Origin of the sequence: Anabaenopsis arnoldii, from assembly GCF_028331025.1 — a bacterium.
Taxonomy (GTDB): domain Bacteria; phylum Cyanobacteriota; class Cyanobacteriia; order Cyanobacteriales; family Nostocaceae; genus Anabaenopsis; species Anabaenopsis arnoldii.
Window position 1 is genome coordinate 30689 of the sequence record NZ_JAQMUH010000088.1, and the last position, 26363, is coordinate 57051.

The window sequence follows — 26363 nt, forward strand, 5'->3', positions numbered from 1 at the left end:
AGTTTGAGGGAACAGGGAACAGGGAATAGGGAATAGGGAATTGGTGTGTACTTCATGAGCCTGAAAAAGCCTATAAATACCCCATCTGAAAATATTAATGCTGATGATGGTAAGGACTGAATCCTGGCCCATAGGTTGCTAATAGATTTTGGGGTGAAAGGGCAATTTCAGGTTTACCAGTACATACAACAGTTTGGTTCAGACACAGAACGCGATCGCAATGATGACTGACCATATCAATATCATGGGAAACCTGTAGCACAGTCCAACCTTCTTCGTGCTTTAACTCATTTAACAACGCGTAAAAATCTGTTATACCCTGGACATCAACGCCGGCAAAGGCTTCATCTAGTATCAATAATTGCCGAGGAGTGACCAAACAATAAGCCAGCAATACCCGCTTCAACTGACCCCCGCTGAGAGTTCCAATAGCTTTATCCTTGAGATGATAAACATCGGTTCGCCGCATCGCCTCCCCTATTGCTACGGACTTTTGCCTATCTTTTCTCCACAAGGGAAAAAATAAATTTTGCTTTTTGTTGGGGTTTTCCCATCCCAGTCCCACTAATTCGCCTACAGAAATAGGGAAACTGCGGTCAAAGATAAAATTTTGGGGCATATAACCCAATCGGTGACGCAACTTTCCTAACTTGGTCATCGGGCGACCAAAAATTTCAATCTGACCACTACTGTGGGGAATCAAATTTAAAATTGCTTTTACCAAGGTACTTTTACCGGCACCATTAGGACCAACAATAGCCGTATCTGTTCCTGCTAGCAATTCAAATGTCACATCTCTAACAGCCAAATAACTGCCTTGATATACATTTAATCCTTCGACCTTTAAAATAGGAGACATCATTAGTCCTGGATTATCGGTAATTAATCATTAATATCACTGGCGTTGCCATGCAATTACTGACACCCAGCCTCAAGAATTTGCAAGTTGTTTCTCATAGCCTGGAAGTAATACTGTGGATTTGTATCACCCCCAGTAGTTTCTAGAGAATCCAAGTTACGCACAGTTACATTCAAATCTTGAGCAAGACTAGTTAATAACTTATTATCTACCCCTGGTTCGCTAAATACAGCCTTAGCATTATACTTTTTCACAGCGTTAACAGCTCTTTGTACATCTGCTGGTGAAAGTTGGTCTTCAGGAATTTGCACCACAGCAACCTGTTTGAGATTATAGCGTTGAGCTAAATATGGAAAGGCATCATGAAAGGTAATAAAGGTACAGTTCGGAGTCTTCTGTAAAGTTTGCTCAAACTCTTGATGTAATTTATCCAATTCTTGCAGATAAGCCGCAGCATTGGCTTCATAAGTAGCTTGATTAGCAGGATCCGCAGCAATTAATCCATCCCGAATATTTACTACCTGCTGTTTTACTAAAACCGGGTCTAACCACACGTGAGGATTTCCATCACCATGGTCATGACTGTGACCGTGACTATGACCATGTTCTGTTACCGTTTTATCAACCGCGGAAATGGCATTTAACGTTTTAAGACCTTGACTAGCATCGATTTTGATTAAGTCAGGATTTTCGGCATTTTTGATAGTATTGTCCAGAAATTCTTCTAATCCCAACCCATTTTTTACTAATATTGCGGCTGTAGAAATCGCTTTCACATCATCCGGTGTTGATTGGTAATCATGCACATCGGTAGTTGGGGTCACGATAATTGATACATCTGCTGCTTCTCCAGCTACAGCCTTAGTAAACAAATAAGTCGGCAAAATTGTAGCGACAACTTTGGTTTTTTCTGGCTGTACTTGGGGTGTCTGTTCTTCTACCGTACTTGTGTTTGATTGGTTACAGCCAATAACCACTGAAAATGTCAGTAGAGCTATTAAAGTCAGGATACCTCGGCTGTGTCTACCTGTTATAGGTCTTAAAAGATTCCAGATCACGGTTTTTATAACCCTTAATGATTACTCTACTTTTGTCAATGAACTTACTTGGATATTATAGAATAAGTCTCATTCTCACACAATATGCAGGAGTTACCCAACTAATATCTTGGTGCAGTCAATCGAATAGAGTATAAAATATGTTAATTATTTGATATTGTCGGCACGGGAATAACTAATAAGTGTTACCTAAGATACTGTTTTTTTTAATTTTTGCCTTAAGTATAAAAAGAGGTTGTTAAGTTGTAGTGATAGGAAAATTCTTAAACTCCTGTTAATATCCTGAATATACTTTTTCAGCAAATTATTCTCGAAAATGCTGAGTGTGAGTGCAATCTACGATAAATAAGTGTGAGGAAGGAAATGCGAGAATTCTGGAAGTATCTACCGATTAGCCCAGTATTTGCCTGTAATATCCTGTTGTTTAGTGGCTCTGTCTATGCAGGGGAAATACCGACAACATCAGTAATACAGAATCAAGAAACTCAAGCTCATAACTTGACAACAGGTGAGGTAATAGCCCAAACTACCTCGGTTTCTCAGTTATCTGATGTCAGACCTACTGATTGGGCTTTTCAAGCATTGCGCTCATTGATTGAACGTTATGGTTGTATTTCAGGTTATCCAGATAACACTTTTCGCGGTAATCGCACTTTAACCAGATATGAGTTCGCCGCGGCTTTGAATGCTTGTTTAGATCGGGTAAATGAATTAATTGCTGAGGCTACTACCAACGTAGTCACACAACAAGATATACTCAGACTACAAAGGTTGCAAGAAGAATTCTCCGCAGAACTAGCAACACTAAGAGGGCGCGTAGATTTACTAGAAGCACGCACATCTAAATTGGAAGCAAATCAGTTTTCCACTACTACTAAGCTGCAAGGGGAAGTAGTGGCAGTTATGAGTGGTGTTTTGGGCGATGATCAAAGCATCACACAGAAGAATACAACCCTGGGACTGCGATCGCGCATTGAATTTGTTACCAGTTTTACAGGGCAAGATACCCTGTTTACCCGCATCGCCGCTAACAATCTTCTCAGCCCTAACATTAGTACACCAGAGGGTGGTTTAGCCTTTGCTGGTGGGACTGGCACTACTGATGCCCAGATAGATACTGTATTTTACAAATTTCCCCTCAGTGCAAACACACAAGTAGTTGCGATCGCCAATAATGGCGCTGCAGATGACATCACCAATACAGTCAATATACTTGACGGTGATGGTAGTCGTGGTGCCTTGTCTACCTTTGGTACACGTAACCCAATTTACAACCAGCTAGGTGGTGCGGGGTTGGGAGTCAGCCACCAGTTCGGTGACAGATTAGCACTCAACTTAGGATATTTAACTACTACTCCTAACGAACCCTCAGATGGGAGCGGTTTATTTAATGGTCCTTACGGCGCTTTGGCACAGCTGACTCTTAAACCAAGCGATCGCATTAGCCTAGGTTTAACTTATATCAACTCCTACCGCAAGCCCCTAGTTAGTGGTAGCACTAATGCCATCTTCCAAAACATAGACACACCATTCTCCAGCAATTCCTACGGCCTTCAAGCATCCATTGGTATCAGTGAAAGATTTGTCTTAGGTGGTTGGGCTGGATACACCAACAGTCAGTTAACAGGTAACCCCGGAAAGGCTGAAATTTGGAATTATGCCGTTACCCTGGGCTTCCCGGATTTGGGTAAAAGAGGTAACTTAGCCGGGATTATTGCTGGTGTAGAACCTAAAGTTACAACTTCCACCATTCTAGGAGTAAGTACAGATCCAGATACCTCCTATCACCTGGAAGCTTTCTACCAGTATCAACTCAGTGACAACATTACCATTACCCCCGGTCTGATCTGGTTAACATCCCCCAATCATAACAATAACAATAATGATGTTGTGATTGGTGCCCTGAGAACTAGATTTAGTTTCTAAAGATCACCAATCTCATATCCCACAAAAAAGACCAGCTTTCCACAGCTGGTCTAAAATATCTTTTTCCGCGTTGTCTTCTCAATAGAGTGAAAACCAAATTGCACGTTCCCAAAACTAACGGGCAACCTTTCTTAACATTATTGTAACAGTCAACACAGTTTTTTGATAAAAATCTCTAAAAAAACATATATCCCCCGACAATCAGCCTCTATCTAAGAGCATAAATTCAAAATTCCCGCAGGTGGAAATGGCGAAAAATTCTCACGGACTAATCACTAATGACTAATTGCGGCTGTCCCCAGATGATGCGCTCCTGCTTATAAATAGCAATACCCGGCTGGGCTCCTTTGGGTTTGTAAACGTGCTTGGGCTGAGTATAAACTACTGGTACTTGGTCACTCTGACGGCCACGACTGTAGTAGGCTGCAAGATTAGCCACAAATTGTAAATCTACGGATTCGGGAACTGCACCCGGTTCTAAACGTAGTAGTACATGACTTCCGGGTATTTCTTGAGCGTGGAACCATAAATCATAATCTCCAGCCACACGAAAGGTTAATTGGTCATTTTGACGATTATTACGACCGATTAAGACTTCAAACCCGCTGGGGGTATGATAACGATGAAAATTCGTGCTTGTGGTTTCGCCGCGACTGCGATATCCTGGGTCTTCTAAATATTTCTGTGCAATTAACTCGTCACGGATTTCTTCCAAAGCCTGCAAATCTGCTGCTGTTTGGTAGTTTTCTATCTGAGCGACGGCGGCTTCTACTTGCTCTAAATAGTTAATTTCTGAGTTGACATCCCCAAGCAATGGTTCCACAGCACTACGAGCGCGTTTAAGTTTCTGGTGCTGTTTGTAAAGGCGTTGGGCATTTTGGACGGCGTTTTTATCTGGTAAGAGGGCGATGGCTATTGGTTGTTCTGTCTCAAAATCAGTCAGGATAATTTCTGTCATCCCTGGTTGCCATTTTTGCAGGTGAGACATCAACAAATCCGCTTTTTTGCGATATTCATCTGCTTGTTCTGATTGCTGCAGGCGTTGGGCAAAGGTTTGCGCTTTAGTACGTATTTTTACTAATATAGTATATAGTTTTTGATTTAATTGATGCCGTAACTGAGAAAATACTTGCTGATTTAATTCGTCAGTGTAGTATCTGTTAACTAAGGTTTGGATATCTTTTTCTGGTGCAACTGCGCCCCAACCCATGACTGTATATCCTTTTGCTGTCCAAGCTGGTTGGAATTTATTCAAATCCAATGCTTGTAGCCATTCTTGCCATCGTCTAAATAGTCGTTCCCAGTCGTCAGGTTGGAGCTGCTCTGTGCTGGTTTCCGGGGCTAAATCTGCCGCAATTAACATGGATTCCACTAAGGCAGAACTCAAGCCGCTATAACTTTTTAATAACTGAGGCTTAATTGCTCCTGGTACTAAGCTGACCCGTTCTTGCCAGCGTTGAGCGGATTCATTCAAACTAGGAACAGGTCCAGTGAGTTTGGGTGGGGTTTCATAAGGTTGTCCGGTTTGAATGGGACGGACGCTAGATTGATGCTGACCAACTTGATGGGCAGCTGTGATCATCATATTGTTAGCATCGGTGAGGATAACGTTGCTGTATTTGCCCATCACCTCTACATATATATGGTACAATGCCTCCTCTCCAGGACGGCGGGCAAATTGTAAGTTAACAACACGCTCCCAAGGGGCGATGGCTTGAATTTCCACCAAGGCCAAGCCACCTAATTGATGTACTAATTGTTGGCTAAAGGTAAATGTATCTGGTAATCTTGGGGGTGGTTCGCCAATACAAATATGCGCCGCTTGGGGATGCCAAGAAATCTCTAGCCAGTCCCTTTGTTTGAGGGTGCGTAATGCTACAGCAATAGTATAGCGATCGCGCTGATAAACTTGTTCTAATCGAGATGGCAGCCAGTGAGCGCGTAGTTCGCTACAAGCAGCAGTTAGGGTAGTATAGTCAACTGGTTGCACAAGAGTTATGATGACCTATTAATTACTGGATCAATGCTGGTTCTTTAACTTTTTTCTGCAAAATTTCACTGTAGAGTTGACTTAGCTGGGTGGCTACCCCATCCCAACTAAACTTACTTTCTACCCGTTTTCTTCCAGCTTTACCTAATTCGTCTCGCCATTGTGGATTTAACAAAATCCGATCTATTGCAGCTGCAAAGGCGGCTACATCTTTGGGTGGAGCTAATAAACCTGTGATTTCGGGAACTACAGTAAATTGCAGCCCACCTACATCACTGGCTACTACAGGCGTATAACTAGCCATGGCTTCAATGGCCACTAGTCCAAAGGGTTCATAGTGACTCGGAACTACGCAAACATCAGCCGCAGCGTAGTAAGTCGGCAATATTTCCTGACTCAGGCGACCAGTGAGGGTCGTAAATTCACTCATCCCCAATTCATTAATTATATTCTCGATGCGATCGCGCTCCATCCCATCACTATTACCGGGAGTGCTACCACCACCAATAATTAATTTCAGGTTTTGATCACCACGTAATTGGGATTCGTTGACCGCACGCACCAAGTGTTCTATTCCTTTACGTCGATCAAAACGTCCCACATAGAATACAAGTTTAGTCTCCGGTGCAATTCCCAATTGTAATCTTGCTGTTTGACGGTCAATAGAACCAAAGCTACGAATATCTGTACCGCAGGGAATAATTTCAATATTACCTTGAGGGGAAACCAGCGATCGCATATGTTCCTTTTCCTGGGGACTTGTGGCCACAATTGTTTCTGCCCTCTCCAACACTTCTTTTTCCACTGCCAATCGCTGACTAGCAATTATGGGAATATTTTCTATTGTACTGTACTTAACGGCTCCCAGTGAATGGTAAGTATGAATTTGCCCCGTACCTTGGATTTTATTGAGTTGCATCCCTATCCAGCTAGAGTGCCAGTAGTTTGTGTGCGCCAACTGATACGTTATACCATTGTGTCTTTGGAATTCCAGGAAATTATCCAAAAATTCCGGCATATATGCCAACAGATTATCTCGGGGTACAAACTCTACAGCACCTGCTTTTAAACGAATAGTGCGGCAATTTTCGCTCAATTGCACAATTTTATCTTGTTCTCTACTCAGCCGGGTAAACATATCAACTTGCCATCCCAGCTTCGCGAGTGCTTCACCCACATTACGCACATAAACATTCTGTCCACCTGCCTCTTCCTGACCAATTTCAATCGCCGGGTCTCCATGAACAGAAATTAAGGCAATACATTTGTCGGTAGTAGGTTTCATAGTTTGTCTGTTGCTTATTCTGAGAATGTATCGTCAAAGTTTCGCCTCTTACATGATTATTTAGGAACTTTGAGTAATCTTTATTTTAATTTAATTATGTCCAACAATTTAATCTTTTGGGTACTCAGTCTATAGTTATTTGCGTATACAGCACTTGTGAAGTATAAAATACACAGTTTAATATTATAAATCTTGTGGGTTGGGCATCTTTCCCAGCCTTTTGTACCTCACTCAGATGTAATCTACTGTACATTGATATCTAATGCCAGTAGATAACTGCAAATCTAATTCTCATAAAAGCAACCCTCCCCCAAAGTTAACTTAGAGGAGGGTATGAAGATATGTCCGTCATGACCCGATCTGCTGACATTGCCTAGGCCTAGCTCAGGGTAGACATCGCGATTCTTGATATAATTCACACAACATGGGCATAAAGAATCCTGTGAAATTTTTTTCCATGTGCGTAGATCATAGATAAATTTCAGAAAAATTTGGCACCACACTAATAATCATTTCCTAGAAAAACTCGACAAAGGGGGATTTATAGGGAATTAAAACCTAAAAACCGCGATTTTTAATTTTAATTCCTCTCCCCTCTAGACTCAATTAGCTTTGTGCTGCTAACATCTGCTTGAGCTTTTCTAATTCAGAAGCCCAACGTGGATCTGGACGAATTGCATCTGATTCAGCACTTGTGCTGGTTTCCCGCACAGCACCACCGCCGCCACGCCGTGACTTCTTAGAACCTTTCTCACGACGACCGCCTTCTTTTGGTGTAGGAGCCGGATGACCACTAACACCACTAGCTGCTTTAGCAGGTTGCTCTTCAGCTTCCTCAGGTTTGGTTCGAGGTAATGCTTTTTCTAGCTTGAGGGGCGTCTCTTTGAACAATTGACCATTATACTTTTCAATAATTTGATCAGCTTGCTCGTCATTGTTGACCGTGAGAAAACCAAAACCACGGCATTTGCCAGTTTTGCGGTCTTTAATTAGTTTTGTAGTCACAGCATCGCCTTCAGCGGCAAAAACTGCTTGCAAATCTTGACGATCTATTTCTTCTTTTGGCAAATTGCCTATATATAGGCGAATGGACATGAACTATACCTCCAGATTTGAACGAATATGGCAAGGCAAGAAAAGTATTACTTTACCAAAACTGCTATCAACCAAATTTTTTACTCCAAACTGTCAACCTATACAATACAATTTTTTGTTGGGATCAGGCTTGTTTAATACAAAAGCGCATACAATACTCAGCTAACAGCACCTCAATTATCAGATTCTTCACCTCTTCCCTGTCTTAAGAGCCGGGAATTGTCAACTGCTGCTACGTGACAGGTATCAACCTTGCCACTTCGCTTTTAGTTTTCGTTTCCCAGATCCGAAATCTGGGAGCAAGGGTCAAAACTTGCATACAGACCTGTGTGAGCATTGCAAGACGTTTGTTTTACCATTGGTTAAGACTTTTAACTTTGCGTCCATCAAAGATAAAACTATTTCCACTGTTGGAAACACAGCTTAACCAATTCTTGATGCCAGGGTCAATTGCTAAAGCGTTGTCTGGATTAAGATAGTGGTTGATTGCGGATTCTTTTTTTATAGACGAAATCAGCAATAAAAACTGATTTATTGGCAAGATTCGCACTTCCTTAATGTCTTCAAACTGCAAATTGGATGGCATTAGGATAGGAAACTATCAAAATTGAACCAACGTTTAACGGTGTTTACCAAAGGAATCTTGATGTGATCACCCACAAGTTTTAATGCTTGCTTAGGATAGCTCTGTCCGCAGAATTAAATACCATTTCTTATATTACCATGGTATCATCTACGTAACTAGTTCAAAGCATACATTTTTAATAACAACATTTGTATATCGTAGCATAAAATACTTTTTTTTCCTCAAGGGGGATCATCATAAACAAAAACCAGCCATTGGCTGGTATATTTGTGACTGCATGGGTGATCTAGTCCAGAGGTTCTTATCCCCACAAGGGTTAACTTTGGGGATATACCCCCCTGGATTTTCTAGTAGGGTTTTCAGCCGGGCTTCTGGAGCAAAAGAAGATTCATTGACTCAGGGTGCAATTTTTATCCACATTCCCTAGGAGGTGAGTTTGGCTTTTGGCTGTTGAGTTCAAGGTAGTACTAGCCGGTGAGAAAAATGTATGCAACCCAAGCCTGTGCAGCTACAGCCACAAAAGTAGACCAAATGGGATGAGGACTATAAATATTTTTACCAGTTTGAGTTTGCACTGTGTGAATATCAATCCAGGGTGTTGCTCCTCGGCGAAACCAGCCTGTAACTATAATTTGCCGACCAATTAAATCTTGGGGATTAACTGACTGTCCCAGAGGAATGTGGTGTAATTTCACTAACCCCGTGCTGCACTGAAGTATTAGGTCTTGTCCTAAGCAATTACCCGTACCTCGACGACCCAGGAGCTTACCCACAAGTTGCACGCTTATACTATCAATAGGAAGCGCAGATGGATTAGTTAAGAGGTTGATCAGGCTTTGATCATCCTGGACAGTAGCAGTTTTGATGTCTGGAAAAAATGAACTCATCCGCGACACCATACCGATGCTAAAGCCCATTAGTAGAAAACCCGTAATCACAGTCCAATCTTTGTATGTCCACTGGAGATTTAACCACCTCAGATTGACAGCAGTTTGCCACATCAGCCAAGTGAAACCCGCAAATACCAAACCCAGGGGAATACCCAAAAAAGGAGCGATTTGCAATAAGAATGACTGACTCTTTACCTGATAAGTTGCTTGGGCTTCGGCTACGGTCAACCCCAGGCTATTGAGATTTATTTCAGTATCTATATGCCAATGGCGAGCAATTTGGCTCAGACGTTGGATGCGATCGCCTATTAAAGGATGGCTATTATTAATAGTAAACCAGTGGCGATATGGATGAAGACTATCCCACATCAATAGAGATTCAAAGGGGCGTTGACCAGCAATACTACCCAAACAAAGGCTCTGCTCATAACCGACTGGTATTAAGAAATTTAAACTTTCCAAATGCCAACTTGTTTGTTCTGATTTTTGGATATCAGCAGAAATACCCATGGCAATTTTCAGTAAAGCACGAGTCAGAGCGTTGGGATTACCGGTAATTTCCGCAGCTAGGCGATCGCTATAGTAAAGCCGCAACCGCGACAAACATAAACTAATAGTAGTAAGCACATACCACAATCCATAAATCACACTCGCCAAAACATTGATGGGCTTATACCAAATTCCCTCTGACTTCCTGTTTCCCCATGTCGATATTTGCTCATATAGTCGATGAATGGGTAGTGAAAGCAGCAACACCAGAGACATAACCGCAAAATCCCAATGAGCAATATGTCCTAACTGTGTGGCATAAATAGTCGCAATTTCATCATCTGCCAGTTGCTCTAATAGTCCCTGAGTGACTACAATCCGAGCGTTGTTAGCCAGACTACCATAAGTCAACGCCATTGGTGCTGTTATGGGTAAAATTCGGAGTTTAGGACAGTGCCAGCGACGCTGTTGACAGTAACGTTGTATGACTCTAGCCGTTTCGCGACTGTGGCGATTTAATAAATCCTTGGACAATTCAGTCTGTCCATAAGACTTTCCTAATAGCCTATCTAACAACCAAGGTGATAGTCCCATCATAATCAATAAAACTATCAATAACAATGGCGCAGGGTTGCTGTGCGGCAACTTTTGGACTGTTAGGTAAGGTAATTTGTCTAAAGCAAAGTTAATCAATGCCGTGGTTAAATTGAGTATTACTCCCAGTAACCACAGCAAAGCCATGAATGTTCCCAGTCCTAGCAACCGCAAGGGAATTAACTGAGGCTTACCCAGGGGTTGCCATACCTTAGCACGTTTGGCTTGTCGCCAATAAATACACCGATGAAAGCTGGGACTAATCTCACTCCGAGGAGTTTTTATATAGCTGGAGGATCTGAACAAATTCTGCGGGATCACCGTATTCGGCACGCTACTCAGACTGGCTCGCGAATATTGACTAGTTTCTGCTACTCTCTGTTTCTGGGACTCCACCACCCCAGGGGTCTTAGTTGTTGATGCGGTAGCGTTTTGAGAATTCTCACCAGTTACAAACTCACCTCCGGGATTATCTGATAGCTGGCGTGGCGTAGCCATAGATTTACTACTTTTTTTACGGCTTTTTGCCAAGTGTGTGAGAGCAAGTTCAGCCCATTGTTTAACTCGTGTATCTTGGCTCTCTCTGAGAGTCTGACACAGAATAGTAGCCTTGCGAATTTGGCCAGTGCGTGCATAAGCCATGACTAAACCAACCCTTGCCTGTAAGTTAGCTCTAGGATTTACTTGACTAGTGGCCACAGGTGTAAGTTTAGCGATCGCAGTTTGGTAATTTCCTTGTTTGAGGGCTACTAAACCGGCTTCCAAAGACAGTTCGGCATCTGACAGCTTGCGTGGCGTAGCCATAGGCATAGAAATTTGGTTACTCCAATGTCCAGTAACTGATCCACGGTGGTAAACAAGAGCAAATCCTTAATGCCGTGGTCATTAATTTCACCCGATAGCTGGCGTGGCGTAGCCATTGAGTCCCATTAACACTCATGTTCCTCCAATCCACCGGGGCGATCTGCTTGCAGCGGCGTGGAAAACCCTACGCGCTTCACTTCAACTCACCGATGACCTCCCTGTAACTGTTGACAATTCCATGAAATGTGCAAGAGCAAAACTCCGCTTTCCATATTATCCAGTCTGTCCCACCGTACTTATTCCCTGATGCAAGATGTAGACAACCACGTTAATATTTCTATCTTCAAAATTTTTGCCACAATCTGGACAAATATAAATTTTAGGTGATAGACATTTTTGTCATTTTTCGGCACAGTTACCAAAATGGTGGCTGGTACTGGTATCTGAGGTTATATCCTTTTCAAACTTTCTTCGCTTCATACCCCCATAAATGCACCTCCCCAAGCTGATGACATGGGGGGCTTTTGTCAGTTCGCTGTTTTCCGCTCACCTCAAACCCTCTCCACAGGTTTGGAGAGGGGAGACTTTAATGCCGGTTAAAACCCTTGATTTAGAGGTAATCTAATTGACATTACTAACTGGTGTAATTCCCGCCAAATCTAAGATTGGTGCAATCAGATCCTCCCGCTTTACCGCCATCATGTGGACACCCTGACATAGTTGTCGCGCCATCTGCACTTGTTCAGCAGCAATTTTCATTCCTTCCTCCAGGGGATTTTTTGCGGTAGCCAACCTATCAATAATATACTGAGGAATATTTACACCCGGAACACACCGATTAATAAACTCAGCATTCTTTGCCGATTTCAACAGGAAAATTCCAGCCAAAATGGGTTTATTATGACTCAAGGCTATGATATCCATAAACTTTTCTAGGCGCTCAAAATCTGTAATCATCTGACTTTGGAAAAACTGCGCTCCAGCTTCAATTTTGCGTTCAAATCGCTTTTGCAAACCTGACCAACTCGGAGACTGTGGATCCACAGCCGCACCAGCAAATAAATCAGTCCCCCCATCTGTCAAGGGCTTCTCATCAGAATCAACGCCTTGATTCATTTTCCGAATCATTTGCAGGAGCCGCACAGATTCCAAGTCAAACACCGCTTTCGCATGGGGGTGATCACCTACTTTCACCGGGTCGCCAGTTAAAGCTAAAATATTGCGGATACCCAAGGCATGAGCACCCATCAAATCAGCTTGTAAACCAATTCTATTGCGATCACGACAAGCAACCTGACAAATCGGTTCAATGCCATTTTGCAACAGAATTACTGACGCTACCAAAGAAGACATCCGTAATACAGCGCGGCTACCATCGGTAATATTGACAGCATGAACCCTCCCCTTAAGGGTCGCCGCCATTGAAATCATGTGTGCTACATTCACCCCTTTTGGTGGAGCTACCTCCGCGGTAACTAAAAATTCGCCGGATTGGGCTGCCCGACGAAATGAGTTTAAAATTGTGGTATTTTGGGTATCCTGCATAACATTAATGTTTCACTTTTCTTCAAGGGTATAACGAATTACGCCCAAAAGTGAAACCTTTACAGAGGTAGGGAGTAGCCCAAAGCAGTTTTTACCTGTGCCAAAGTTTGATTAGCAATGGCTTCGGCTTTCTCCCGTCCCTCACGCAAAACAGACTGGAGATAAGCTTGATCTTCTATTATCCCTTGATATTTTTCCTGTATGGGTTTTAACGCATTAATTGTCGTTTCTGTCAATAGTGATTTAAATTGTCCCCAGCCCATATCTTGACATTCTGCTGCTACCTCTTCCTTCTTCTTCCCAGACAGCAGCATATACAGCGTTAACAAGTTATTACACTCTGGACGATCTGGATCACCGAAAGTCAAACCCCGAACTGGGTCAGTTTTACAGCGCTTAATCTTGTATTGAATCTGCTCTGGTGTATCCAGTAAATTAATTCGGCTTAAATCAGACGGATCAGACTTGGACATTTTGCGTGTACCATCGGCCAAACTCATCACCCTAGCGCCTTCCTGACGAATTAAAGCGGATGGTAACTTGATCACTGGTTGATCAGGTTTACCAAATTGATGATTTAACCGCGCTGCAATGTCCCTAGTCAATTCCAAATGTTGTTTTTGGTCTTCACCCACTGGTACTTTATCAGCTTGATACAGCAAAATATCAGCAGCCATCAGCACAGGATAGTCCAACAAGCCGACATTGACATTTTCACCCTGCTTAATCGCCTTCTCCTTAAACTGAATCATGTCTTGTAACCAGTTTAAAGGTGTAATGCAATTAAACAGCCAGGTCAACTCACTGTGGGCAGAAACATGAGATTGCACAAAAATCGTCGAGTGATTTAAATCCAGACCACAAGCCAGATAAAGCGCCACCAGGGTATAAGTATCAGATGCTAACCTTGTGGGATCGTGTGGTACCGTAATCGCGTGCAAATCAGCCACGAACAGGTAATTTTCGTATTCGCTCTGACCTTCTACCCAATTGCGAATGGCTCCCAAGTAGTTACCCAGATGGTAATTACCGGTTGGTTGAACTCCAGAAAGAACACGCTGCTTGCCCATAAATTTCCAATTTATCTCAAATCCGCCCGAAGAATATGGCGGTTACAAAACTCCTTCAATTTTGACACTTTCTGGGATAACTCGCTAATTGCTCATTGCTGCTTTTGTTATGTATCTATGTGACTCATCCATTTACCGATTGTTAATCTCTAGTGACTATCAGTCTACGGACGATGTGTCACATCAAGCTGATTGCTGAGAAAATGTAGAAAAAATGCCATAATAACCAGGCATATAACTTTACGTCAATGAAATTTATCGGCATTGATTTAGGCTGGAAATCCCAACCAAGCGGCTTATGCTGTTTAGAATTAATAGCAGAAAAACTGCACATCATCGATTTAGATCGGCGCGAATGTATTACAGACATTTTCGCCTGGATAGATAACCATGTACCCGCAAATCAACCGGGGATGATGGCCGTAGACGCGCCCACATTGATCCCCAATGCTGTAGGGAGTCGTCTCCCCGATCAACTCACACATAAATACTTTGGCAAATATCACGCCGGATGTTACCCAGCTAATCAAAATTTACCCTTTGCAGAACGTACTGTAAATTTTGGTTTAGAATTAGAGTCTCGTGGATTTGTCCATGCACCCACAATTGAACCCCGAAGACCCGGTAGATATCAAATAGAAGTTTTTCCCCATCCCGCAATAGTTAACTTATTTAACCTAGAACGCATCCTGAAATATAAAAAAGGACGCATCAGTGAGCGCCGCTTAGAATTAATTAAACTTTACAATTACATTATTGATATTTTACCCACCATAGAACCTTCTCTGATCCCTGTACCCTTGGGTGGTTCATTTTCCCAAATCCCTACCACAGGCGCAGCACTTAAAGCAGCTGAAGACAAACTAGATAGTGTAATTTGTGCTTATGTAGCAGCGCACTGGTGGTATTGGGGTAAAAAACATAACTTAGTGTTAGGCGATCGCACAACCGGTTATATTGTCATCCCCACAAATGTGGGGAGCGGGGAATATTGAAACCCCTACTCCCTCATCCTTGAGCTTATTCCGCCCAAGCAATCAATCTCGGCTCATAAGGACTAGATAGATGTTGGTGGTGCGGTAACACACGCAAAGACAAGCCTTGCAAACCAGAGACAGTATAAGTAATGTTAGCTGTGTAAACACTCAACCCTGTTGCATCCTGTCCTTGGTAATCCATGACTACAGGCACTGCATTCACAATTTCACCATTAGCATCAATGCTACCTTGGTATAACTCCACCCGCACATCATCATTAGTCAACGTGGCCAAGTCAACCTTAGCTTTCACAGCAACGGTTTGATTTACCTCAATATCCGTATCTTCAGATACATCAATATCTTTAATTCTGATATTGAACCAGTGATCTCGGAGTTTTGATTTCCAACTAGCTAATTCTTTAGCAGGGGCGTAATTATCGACAGTGAGAATATGATAGCGATCGCTAGCTGGAAAATAAGCCCGTTGAGCATATTCTCCCACCATCCGGGCTGTATTAAAGAAAGGACAATTCAAGCGAATTGCATCTTTCATTTTAGCAATCCACGCACGGGGTAAGCCATCCACATCGTGATACTCGTAGAACAGAGGTATCACTTCCTTCTCTAGTAATTCGTAGAGGGCATTAGCTTCTACCTCATCTTGATAATTAGGATCATCATAATTCTCGCCATGTCCAATTGACCAACCAGTGCGGACATAATCAGCTTCATCCCACCAGCCATCGAGAACACTTAAATTCAGCAATCCATTCATGGCGGCTTTCATACCGCTAGTACCGGAGGCTTCCCGTGGACGGCGTGGCGTGTTTAACCACACGTCACAACCAGCTACCATCAACCGAGCAATATAAATGTCGTAATTAGGAACAAACACTACTTGTTTTTCCAAGTGTTGTTCACGGATAAAGTGATTAATGTCGCGGATTAGTTCTTTTCCGGGGATATCTTTGGGGTGAGCCTTACCAGCGATCACAAATTGTAGCTTGCGATGTTTGTTCCCCTGCAAAATCTGCTTGATTCTGTCTAAATCGCGCATCCACAGGGTCGCACGTTTGTAGGTAGCAAAACGTCGAGCAAAGCCAATGGTTAAAACGTTGGGATCGAGAACTTCCTGAGCTTGGTTAATTTCTGCAGCCGCCGCGCCGCGATCGCGCAAATGCTTCACCAAGTGTTCTCGGACATATAAAACCATGTCTAAGCGACAGCGTTCGTGATTGCGCCACAATTCCTCATCGGGGATCGCATCCATCCGTTCCCACAATGGGCTATCTGGTGGTGCTGATGACCAGTTAGGACCCAAGTACCGATCATACAACTCTTGAGTTGACTTTGCTACACAACTGCGGGCATGAACACCGTTAGTAATTGCCGCAATTGGTACTTCTTCCACAGGGACTTTTTGCCACAAACCCTTAAACATCTGCCGTGACACCACACCATGCAACTGTGCCACACCGTTGGAAAATGTCGCCATCTTCAAGGCCAACACCGCCATACTGAAAGGTGCCGATAAATCACCCGTATTTTCCCGCCCCAGTCCTAAAAATTGCTCTTTAGGCAAACCAAAGATTTCTGCATAATACCCCAGGTAATACAAAATCTTATCAGGAGCAAACAAATCTATCCCAGCTGGTACTGGTGTGTGGGTAGTAAAGATATTACTCGAAGCTACCACTTGTCGGGACTCGGCATAACTTAATCCTTCTTCCTGAATTAAGATCCGGATCCGTTCTAAAGCAGAGAATGCTGCATGGCCTTCATTCATGTGGTAGGCCGTGACATTGTAACCCAGTGCTTTCAACATCTGTACACCACCGATCCCCAGCATAATTTCCTGGTGAATCCGCATATCAATATCACCACCATATAGCTGGTCTGTGATGTCGTGGTCGTAAGGGTTATTGGGTTCAATATTCGTGTCTAGCATATACAGTGGTACCATTCCCACCTGTACACGCCACACTCTCGCGTAGACCTTGCGCCCTGGATAATCCACCGCAATCCTTAGTTCTGAACCATCTGGATTACGCTCTAGGTGCAAGGGCATATTATAGAAATCGTTGATGGGGTAGCGCTCTTGTTGCCAACCATCCGCATTCAGGTATTGAGCAAAGTATCCTTGCTGATACAACAACCCCACACCCACAAGAGGTAAACCCAAGTCACTGGCAGATTTGAGGTGATCCCCCGCTAGAACACCCAACCCGCCAGAATAAACCGGTAAACAATCTACCAGACCGAATTCAGCCGAAAAATAGGCATAGCATTCTTTTGGCTTTGAGCTGCGCTGTTTCTGATACCAAGTACGCTCTTGTAAATAATCTTCTAACTGACGAGCCGCCCGATCCATTTGTGCTAGGAAGCCTTCATCTTCCACAACTTCCAAGAGCCGCCCTTGATTGATGGTACCCAGCATTAATACGGGGTTATGATGGCTAGATTCCCATAGATCAGGGTCTAATCGACGAAATAAATCTTTACTTTCAACATTCCAATCCCAATGCAAGTTATATGCTAGTCGTCTCAGGGGTTCGAGCCGCGAGGGTAAGGAAGGGGAAACATTAAATGTGCGAATCGGCTGCATAGTTTGGTAAAGCTCCAAGTTTAATTTTCGGTATTGTTTATGTATTTATTGCTGTTTATACTCAATGTTGCCAATTCTTTTGACTGTGTGTGTAAATAACTTTGTTCAGCATTGATAGTGATTCTTTCCATCGCTGATAAAGTTTACACTAAAGACATTTTTAAGTCTATGGATTACTCACAAGTATGTACTTAGTATATTAAAATTTGACTCTTATCTGTCGGCTAAAAGTTAAACAAATATAAATAAATTTTTCTTAAATCTCACAAGTTTAGCTAAGAAGACTCTATTTGATGTGTCCAAAAGACTCAATAAACATCTGTATCTTCTTCTTTATTGCTTACCAAGCTAGTTAGATGACTATGGCGATTGCCCTATAGACAGAGCCGCTGTATAAGCTAAAATTACCCTGTATCAGGTATTTGAGACAACAGGTTCATCTTTTTTTAGTTATTGCACGCAATATTGTATGCTAAACTACTAAGTAAACATTGAGTGTATCTGAGGACATGGCTGGATTAATAAAAATTAAATAAGTATCAATCATAGCTATATTAAGGAATATTTAGGGTTATACGTCCTTTCAGGGAGTTTTTATCAGTAAATCATTCATGTTTCCTCTGAAATATAACTTCTTTCTCCTAACTCTTCCTTTTTTTTCAGGGATTGCGTATTTTTTTGTACTACATCACTTATGTATAGCCTCAAATAAATAACGTTAGTTGTAATTTCTCAGAGGATGTTTGATAAGTTTTCAACAGGTAATTTTTATCTTAGGGAACAGGGAACACACCGAACACACCGAACAGGGAACAGGGAATGGGAAATGGGAAATGGGAAATGGGAAACACACAAAAAACAATAAAATCCAGTCCCCTACCCTTACAAGGGGAGGGTTAGTGTGGGGTCAAACAATAGTTGATACACTAATCATGACTTGACAAACATCCTCTCACAGGTATGATTTTTTTCATATCTGGCCATCGCTGTTTGATATATAAATGTATCTAAGTATGATCTCAATATCGGTAATTATTACCCTATGAATAATATTATTGTTAATTGTCAATTAGCTAACATTAACCAACTTGGAACAAACTTATTTATTCAAAATGTTCCCATCTAAGAAAAATATGTTAATCTTAAAAGCAGTTATCACCAAAAAATATTGATGTAATTCAAATTGTGACTTGGTTCCCCTGTAACTCACCGATGTGCAACATGATTAGCGCCGCATACTCCAAAAATTCGTTCCAAGAAATTCGTCATCGCAATCGTGGAAGCGCTTATTTGTTTGCACCAATGGTGAACTTTAATGTGATGGCTCAAGTTGGTGAAACTCCACCCTAAATTTATTCTTGTGTATAACGAAAAGCACTCATAAAAATCCCGGAATAATTATATGTGAATCCTGTTAAAAATTATCTGCAAAATTTGGGATCATTCAGCAGAGTAATTTTAACGGCAAGGGATTTGAATGTAAAAAAAAATACTGAACAGTAGTATATATAAAGCAGGCTGCATGTAGATAAACTACGGATTTATCTGTGTAACCTGCGGTCAGAGGCTATTGGTCTAAAACTCTTAGCCATGTTCGTCAGTCTATGTAGATAGGATAAATTTTGCTGCAACTACACAGACCAAACCTGCAATTCATGTGAATGAATTAACCTGGAGTAAATATTACCCATGCTAATTAGTGTCTCTATATTTCAAGTTAGTCAAAATTAGGAATTAGTTTCCTATTTATCCATGAGACTAACTAATAATTGGGGAATGATTTTCTACACCTAAAAACAAACTTCATCATTTTAATAATCTTCAGTGTCAGTGCCACTACCAAAACAAAGCTTACCTTCTCAAGAGTTCTGCAATAATTGCCCAAAACTTGAATGAGAGATATTTAACCATGATTAACAAGCAACATACCTCAAAATTGCAAAGACTACAAGAACTATTGCTCACGACCCTGTTAGGAGATATTCCCACAATTGCTTTTGGTCCCAAACTGCGAAATCTCGTATATCCCCAGATTTTTTCCCAGATGGGGAAACTAATTTATATCCAACACGGCGTGGAATTTCTGGGGACTTCTGCCATTGAGATGGGCAATGGTGTATATATTTTTAAAGGTGTACGCTTGGATGCCCAAGGACACCCAAATAATAAAATTTCTTTAGGAAATGGAGTAGCTCTTGAGCGTTACATTGATATTGGATGTTTGGATAACACTTGCATATCCATTGGTGATGAAACGTTTATAGGTCCCAATGTCTGTATTGCTGGGCCGGGAAATATCAAAATTGGTAAGCATTGCATGATAGCGTCTCATTCGGGAATATATGCCAATAACCACAAATTTGCTTCTGTAACACAACCCATAAAATACCAAGGAATAACCCGTCAGGGAATCGAGATTCAAGATGATTGTTGGCTAGGGCACGGAGTAACAGTAGTAGATGGCGTTACCATTGGTAAAGGTAGTGTTATTGGCGCAGGATCAGTTGTCACTAAAGATATTCCCCCCTACTCTGTGTCCGTAGGTATACCTGCAAGAGTAATCAAAAGTCGAGTTAGCAAAGATTTGGTGACATCGTAGCAAGGACTAAGTTAACGCTCCCCCCACTTTGGTGAAGGCGATTATTACCCAAGACGCAACCAGAACCAGGGTTTTCTAAACCTGGGGATGTAGGACACTAGCGATTTTATATGACTAACGCCACGCTATGGCTATCGCAGTCATTATAAATCCTGTGATTAGTTTGTAAAATAAATTGTAAAATGTATGCAATATGGGATAAACAAGACTCGTCACTGTTGACAAACATCTAAGAGGATGTTTGTCAAGTCATGATTAGTGTATCGAATATTATTTGACCCCACCCTAACCCTCCCCTTGTCAGGGGAGGGGACTGGATTTTATTGTTTTTTGTGTGTTCGGTGTGTTCCCCATTCCCCCTTCCCTATTCCCTGTTCCGGTGTTCCCTGTTCGGTGTGTTCCCTGTTCCCTAAGATAAAAATTACCTGTGGAAAACTTATCAAACATCCTCTAAGGAAGATTCACTACTGAAACTGATCTTAAAAAGGGGCGACATTTCGGTAATATAAAGTAGTTATCTTTTCTGTATAGCAGATACACAGGAGATACACTTTTTTCTCACAACCTTTGGAGATATTTGTATGGTGACTTTAAAAATCGCTGTTTATATTGTTGTTGCCTTTTTTGTGGCTATATTCGTCTTTGGATTTTTGTCAAACGATCCAGCTCGTAACCCCGGACGCCAGGATTTAGAGTAGAATAGCCACCAATTATTAACTTTGAGGGGAAGTGCAAAACTCCTGTTCTTCAAGGAGGGGGAGCAGCTGGCTTAATAATCAGCGTTAACATAGTAGTGGCTCTCAAAACAGCCCGAAGACGTAAAACACCAGCGCCCTCTCTGAGCAGCTTCCTAATATATTTAGGCAGAAAGCAAAGGTCGGAAGATCAACGTATAATTGATCCTTCCGGCTATTAATTGGCCATCAGAAAACTGAGTGGGAGCCTGAGAACCCCTGTGTCCAAGATCCGGGATGAAAACTGATTGAGTCAGTCAAAGCCCGAAAGGGGAGAATCCTGGTTTTTCAAAGCCGGGAGAGTTCAATTGTTAGCTTGATGTGCCTAGATATGCTTCATCCAGTTCCCCTACCTCCACCGCCTGCCATTCTCCAAGTGGTATCATCAGCAGATTCTATTTCTCGTGCTAGTGATACTCAGTTTTTCTCATTTATACCCAATCAAAAAAATCCCCAAGCACACAAACAAGCGTCGCCGCCACCAGAGGAAATTCCACTTTTCAATGTGGGAGATGGTACATCCAATACCTCACAAACCTTCACGGATTCTCAGAGTGCTGCTTGTTTGAGTCAACCCCAGACATTTGCTAATCACCGACAGCAGTTGGAAGCGCCCAAGAATAAACCCAAAGTGCCAGTCGCAACGGGAAAAGTAACTCCACAACAGCAGGAAACTAATATTTGTGTTCAACAATTTCCCGAAGGCATAAATATTTCAGTTGATACCCCAAATTATACACCAAGTTCTCAACCCGTACAAAATACCCTACAGTTAAAGTCTCGTTACCCTGGTAAGGAAAGCTCGACACCGTCTACTATAGAATTTGGTTCACCTACACCTTCAGCCAGACAAAGAACTATACAAGTTATCTCAGATAGGCAGGAGTATGATCAAATACGGCGAATTGTCACTGCCGAAGGTAATGTAGTAGTCCGATTTGATGGGGCTGTGGTGGATGCTGACCGCCTGCAAGTAAATTTAGATAACTTGGTCGCTGTGGGTTCTGGTAATGTGGCATTAACACGAGGAGATCAAGTCCTGCGGGGAGAACGCTTTACCTATAATTTTATCCAAGACAATGGGGAAATAGAAAATGGCAGCGGCGAGATTTTCATACCCTCAGCCCAACAAGATTTCGCTTTTTCATCCGGTAATTTTACACCGGTTGGAATTGAGGCTCCTGTAAGTGATAGGGTCAGAAGAAATCAGCCCCTGACTCAAATCACTAGCCCCGGGGGTATTGACTTCACATTAGGTGGTATCCAAGCCGGGAATCTCCCTTTACCTATAACCGGAGGTGAAGTCAGGAGACTCCGGTTTGAAGCTCAACGGATTTCGTTTGATCCCCGAGGTTGGCAAGCTTTTGATGTGCGAATTACTAACGACCCCTTTTCACCCCCAGAATTAGAGTTACGTGCATCTCAAGTTACCTCTATCAGGGAGTCTCCTGTTAAAGAAACTATTACTACACGGGGACAGCGTTTAGTTTTTGACCAAAAAGTCTCTTTACCAATTCCCGTAGATAAACAAACTATTGACAGTTTTGAACGCGACGCCTCACCATTTCTAGTGTCTCCAGGTTTTGATGGCGATAAGCGGGGTGGTTTATTTGTGGAACGGGGTTTCACACCTGTTGATACCCAGCAGGTACGTTGGAGAATCATCCCTCAGTTGTTTGTGCAAAAAGCCTTGCAAGGGGGTACAGATGATTTAGCTGCCTTGTTTGGTGTCAAGACCAGTTTAAATGCTGTTTTCAACCCAGGGTTAACACTAGAAGGTGGGGGTGAGTTAACCAATTTAAACAATTTAGAGGAAAATTTGCAGCTTGGTTTGCGCATGCGCCAAATATTAGGCAATGTTAATCCTCACGTATTAAATCTAGAATATAGCTACCGCGATCGCCTGTATAATGGCTCTCTTGGCTTTCAAACTGTCCAGAGCAGTCTTGGTGGTCTGATTACCTCTCCTGTGATTCCTTTAGGTAACACTGGTGTTAACCTCAACTATCAGGCTGGCGTACAATATATCAATGCCAACACCGACCGCCTAGATTTGCTAGCAGCCCAGGGTCACAATAATCGTATTACCCTTGGTCGATTACAAGCTACTGCAAGCCTCAGTCGGGGGTTTTTACTATGGCAAGGTAAACCATTACCACCTACTTCTACAGAGGGATTACGATATACACCAAACCCCGTAGTCCCTTACGTACAGACAATTGCCAGTGTCATAGGTACACATACTTATTATACTAATAACCAAAATCAAAGCACCCTCACCGCCGCAGTCGGTTTGGTCGGGCAGTTTGGTAATTTCTCTCGCCCCTATTTAGACTATACCGCTTTCAACGTGACTTATTCTCAGGGATCAAATAGCGGGCTGTCACCCTTTTTGTTTGACCGCTCAGTTGATAATAAAGTCCTAAGTCTTGGCGCTCAGGTGCAAATTTATGGGCCATTTCTTTTAGGCTTACAAACAGCAATTAACTTGGAAACTGGTAGAGAAACTAGCACAGACTATATTTTAGAATATAGCCGCCGTACCTATGGCATCACTTTGCGTTATAACCCAATAGTGGAATTAGGCGGTTTCAGCATCCGCATTAGTGATTTTAACTGGGTTGGCGGTACAGATCCATTATCTGGATTTTCTTCCAGAAAATCCAGATAATTAACGATAATTAGTTTTTGACCATAACTCAGTATCAAACCAATAGCAATCAAAGCGAATTAAATTATACATTCTGAATGTAAGTTATTATTAGTACACCAGGGTGAGTAGCGCAAAGTGGAAAATTTGGCAATCTTTCATCCAAAATCTAGTTAGCGTATAGTCATAATCTGTTAGCAAGCTACAAGACTTGATTATGGTTCGAGAACTAGAAAGAATACGTCAGAGTGCAGAGTTCCCAGAAACAGCGCCAGCTGCTAATCCTGTATTTTTTAGAACCTACAGCCGTCTGACAAAGGCAGGGCTGAGGGAAACATGGGACGAGGTATGCGATCGCACCCTTGAGGGGATCATCGAATTAGGGAAGCTCAACCCAGACGAGATTGCCACCCTAGAAAATATGCAACGCCACCTCAAAGCCTTACCCAGTGGACGCTGGTTATGGGTGGGTGGTACAGAGTGGATCACCAAATCCAAAAACTTTTCCGGCGCTTATAATTGCACATCCACAAACCTGCAAGACTGGAGTGCATTTGCATTAATGATGGATTTAGCCATGATGGGCTGTGGTACTGGTGCGGTTATAGAACCCCAACACATCAATCAACTCCCTGTGATCCGTAATCACTTAAATGTCACGGTACAAGGGGAAATTGGTAGCATACCTTCAGGATTACGTTATCAACATACTAAAACCTCCATAGAAGGCAATACCGTTACCATCTATGTGGGAGATAGCCGCGAAGGCTGGGTAGAATCCTACAAATCCCTATTGGAACTCTCCACAAATGAAAGGTTATCCACAGAACTACAGGTAATAGTTGACCTCAGTAATGTACGTAAAACCGGCGAACCCCTCAAGGGCTTTGGTGGAGTAGCTAATCCCGTCAAATTACCAGACCTATATGAAAAGTGTGCATCTATACTCAACAAGGCTATAGGAAGACAATTAAACTCCGTGGAATGCTGTTTGCTGATTGACCAGGCTGCTGTTGCAATTGTTGCCGGAAATATTCGGCGCAGTGCTGGAATGCGTCAGTTTAAGTCTGATGACAATTTAGCAGCAACAGCTAAAGATAATCTTTGGCAACAAGATCAAGAGGGTAACTGGCGCATAGACCCAGAACGTGACCCTTTACGCATGGCTAATCATACCAGAGTTTTTCACCGCCAACCCACATTAGAAGAGTGTATAGAATCTGTTCGTAAACAATACTATAGTGGCGAAGGTGCTATTCAGTGGGCTGGGGAATCCGTAGCCAGAGCTAATTGTGATTTGCTCAATACACCACAATTAAAAAAAGATTTTCTGCAAGCTTATGATCAAGGAAAAGCCAAAGAATGGATACAACAACGTCACCCAAAGATTGATTCTCAAGAATTAGAACATCGTTTAAACCGCTATGGCTTAAACCCCTGTGGTGAAATCATAGGCTCTAACTTTCACTGTAACTTATCAGAAATTCACTTAAACCAAATTGACCCAGAAGACTACAAAGAACAAGAAAAAGCCTTTACTGCTGGGGCTTTATCTGTAGCAGCACTGTTAAACCATCAATTTTTAGAGCCACGCTACCAAAAGAGCCGGGAATTAGACCCGATTGTTGGGGTCTCCTTTACCGGATTATTCGATTTCTTTGTTCATGCTTTTGGTGTAGACTGGTTGCGCTGGTGGTCTGAAGGTAGACCAGAAACACCCCAAGGTTTGGCTTGGAAAGAGCAAGAGGCAAAATATCTTAGCTACTGGAAAGATACAGTACACCGAGTTGTTTGGGACTACTGCGATCGCCACAACATTAAACGGCCCAATCGCTGTACCACCGTCCAACCCAGTGGAACTAAATCTTTATTAACAGGTGCTAGCCCGGGTTGGCATCCTCCCAAATCACAGAGATTTATCCGACGGATCACCTTCAGGAAAAATGACCCAGTAGCACTAGCCTGCATTGACTACGGGTACAGCGTCATTCCATCCCAATCAGACAAGGACGAACAGGGAAACTTACTAAATGACCCATTTGACCCCCGTGTAACTGAATGGCTAGTAGAAATTCCTGTATCCGTATCTTGGGCTGACTTACCAGGAGCAGATGAAATTGATGTTTCTCAGTTTTCCGCCTTAGCTCAATTTGACTTTGCCCTCCAAGTTCAGCGTTGGTATGTAACTCACAACACATCAGCAACAATAGAACTACGTTCTGAAGAAGTTGAACCGTTAGGACAGCGAATTTATCAAGCCATCCAAAATCATGAAGGCTATATTTCCGCCGCGCTGTTAGCCCGGTTCGATGACTTGCAATCATTCCCACGCTTACCATTTGAGCCCATAGACAAGTCAACCTATGAGCGTTTAACTCAAAAAGTTAAAGCACGCCGCAGAACAGATAATTTCTGTACCGTTTTGAGTCGCTATGATTCGGGTGAATTAACAGAGGTTGGGCCTAGTGGATGTGATTCTGATAAGTGTATGTTTCCTATTGAATCTCCTGCATCTTAGGACCAAAATCCAGTAGGGAGATATTGCCTTGTAGAGACGCGTTCAATTGCGTCTCTAGTTTTTCAGGTTAGGATCATTTAAAACTA

At 42.4% G+C, this 26363-nt stretch carries 16 protein-coding genes and 1 pseudogene; 7 read left to right on the top strand and 10 right to left on the bottom strand.

The features are described from left to right. Positions 1-94: 94 nt before the first annotated feature. Entirely contained in the window at positions 95-862 is a 768-nt protein-coding gene (locus tag PN457_RS07415) for a metal ABC transporter ATP-binding protein (RefSeq protein WP_271732364.1), read from the bottom strand. Positions 863-915: 53 nt separating this feature from the next. Beyond that, on the bottom strand, positions 916-1917 hold the full coding sequence (locus PN457_RS07420) for a metal ABC transporter solute-binding protein, Zn/Mn family (protein ID WP_417006595.1): 1002 nt from the start codon (positions 1915-1917) through the stop codon (positions 916-918). A gap of 363 nt (positions 1918-2280) precedes the next feature. Here PN457_RS07420 and PN457_RS07425 point away from each other — a divergent pair, with 363 nt between their 5' ends. Continuing rightward, entirely contained in the window at positions 2281-3843 is a 1563-nt protein-coding gene (locus PN457_RS07425) for an iron uptake porin (RefSeq protein WP_271732366.1), read from the top strand. Between the two features lie 268 nt (positions 3844-4111). Here PN457_RS07425 and PN457_RS07430 read toward each other — a convergent pair whose 3' ends face one another. The 7 genes and pseudogenes from PN457_RS07430 to trpS form a co-directional block, all read right to left on the bottom strand. Then, on the bottom strand, positions 4112-5833 hold the full coding sequence (locus tag PN457_RS07430; RefSeq protein ID WP_271732368.1) for an Rqc2 family fibronectin-binding protein: 1722 nt from the start codon (positions 5831-5833) through the stop codon (positions 4112-4114). A 22-nt stretch (positions 5834-5855) separates the two neighbouring features. Next, positions 5856-7118 (bottom strand): glycosyltransferase family 4 protein, encoded by a 1263-nt coding sequence (locus tag PN457_RS07435; protein WP_271732369.1) that lies wholly within the window; start codon positions 7116-7118, stop codon positions 5856-5858. Between the two features lie 606 nt (positions 7119-7724). After that, a complete protein-coding gene (locus tag PN457_RS07440; protein WP_271732370.1) occupies positions 7725-8213 on the bottom strand; it encodes an RNA recognition motif domain-containing protein in 489 nt (162 codons plus the stop codon). A 355-nt stretch (positions 8214-8568) separates the two neighbouring features. Beyond that, positions 8569-8900, bottom strand: a pseudogene (locus PN457_RS18400) (RNA-guided endonuclease TnpB family protein); the annotation flags it as partial. A gap of 366 nt (positions 8901-9266) precedes the next feature. Beyond that, entirely contained in the window at positions 9267-11576 is a 2310-nt protein-coding gene (locus PN457_RS07445; RefSeq protein WP_271732371.1) for a M48 family metalloprotease, read from the bottom strand. 621 nt (positions 11577-12197) lie between these two features. Continuing rightward, positions 12198-13121, bottom strand: coding sequence for a methylenetetrahydrofolate reductase (locus PN457_RS07450; RefSeq protein ID WP_271732373.1), 924 nt, complete (start codon positions 13119-13121; stop codon positions 12198-12200). Between the two features lie 59 nt (positions 13122-13180). Beyond that, positions 13181-14191, bottom strand: coding sequence for a tryptophan--tRNA ligase (gene trpS, locus PN457_RS07455; RefSeq protein WP_271732375.1), 1011 nt, complete (start codon positions 14189-14191; stop codon positions 13181-13183). A 248-nt stretch (positions 14192-14439) separates the two neighbouring features. Between trpS and PN457_RS07460 the strand changes: the two genes are divergently transcribed. Beyond that, on the top strand, positions 14440-15186 hold the full coding sequence (locus tag PN457_RS07460; protein WP_271732376.1) for a DUF429 domain-containing protein: 747 nt from the start codon (positions 14440-14442) through the stop codon (positions 15184-15186). Positions 15187-15211: 25 nt separating this feature from the next. Here PN457_RS07460 and glgP read toward each other — a convergent pair whose 3' ends face one another. Then, positions 15212-17776 (bottom strand): alpha-glucan family phosphorylase, encoded by a 2565-nt coding sequence (gene glgP, locus PN457_RS07465; RefSeq protein ID WP_271732416.1) that lies wholly within the window; start codon positions 17774-17776, stop codon positions 15212-15214. A gap of 1221 nt (positions 17777-18997) precedes the next feature. Here glgP and PN457_RS07470 point away from each other — a divergent pair. From PN457_RS07470 to nrdJ, 5 genes are all read left to right on the top strand, one after another. Beyond that, complete coding sequence (locus tag PN457_RS07470) at positions 18998-19126, top strand: hypothetical protein (protein ID WP_271732378.1); 129 nt, start codon at positions 18998-19000, stop codon at positions 19124-19126. A gap of 559 nt (positions 19127-19685) precedes the next feature. Then, complete coding sequence (locus PN457_RS07475) at positions 19686-20375, top strand: acyltransferase (RefSeq protein WP_271732379.1); 690 nt, start codon at positions 19686-19688, stop codon at positions 20373-20375. Between the two features lie 581 nt (positions 20376-20956). Next, entirely contained in the window at positions 20957-21073 is a 117-nt protein-coding gene (locus PN457_RS07480; RefSeq protein WP_200987887.1) for a photosystem II reaction center protein I, read from the top strand. Between the two features lie 367 nt (positions 21074-21440). Further along, positions 21441-23780 carry a DUF3769 domain-containing protein gene (locus PN457_RS07485; RefSeq protein WP_271732380.1) on the top strand — a complete coding sequence of 780 codons (2340 nt, stop codon included), beginning with the start codon at positions 21441-21443 and terminating at the stop codon, positions 23778-23780. A 196-nt stretch (positions 23781-23976) separates the two neighbouring features. After that, positions 23977-26277: a ribonucleoside-triphosphate reductase, adenosylcobalamin-dependent gene (nrdJ, locus tag PN457_RS07490; RefSeq protein WP_271732381.1), complete on the top strand. Its 2301-nt coding sequence runs from the start codon at positions 23977-23979 to the stop codon at positions 26275-26277. Positions 26278-26363: the final 86 nt, after the last annotated feature.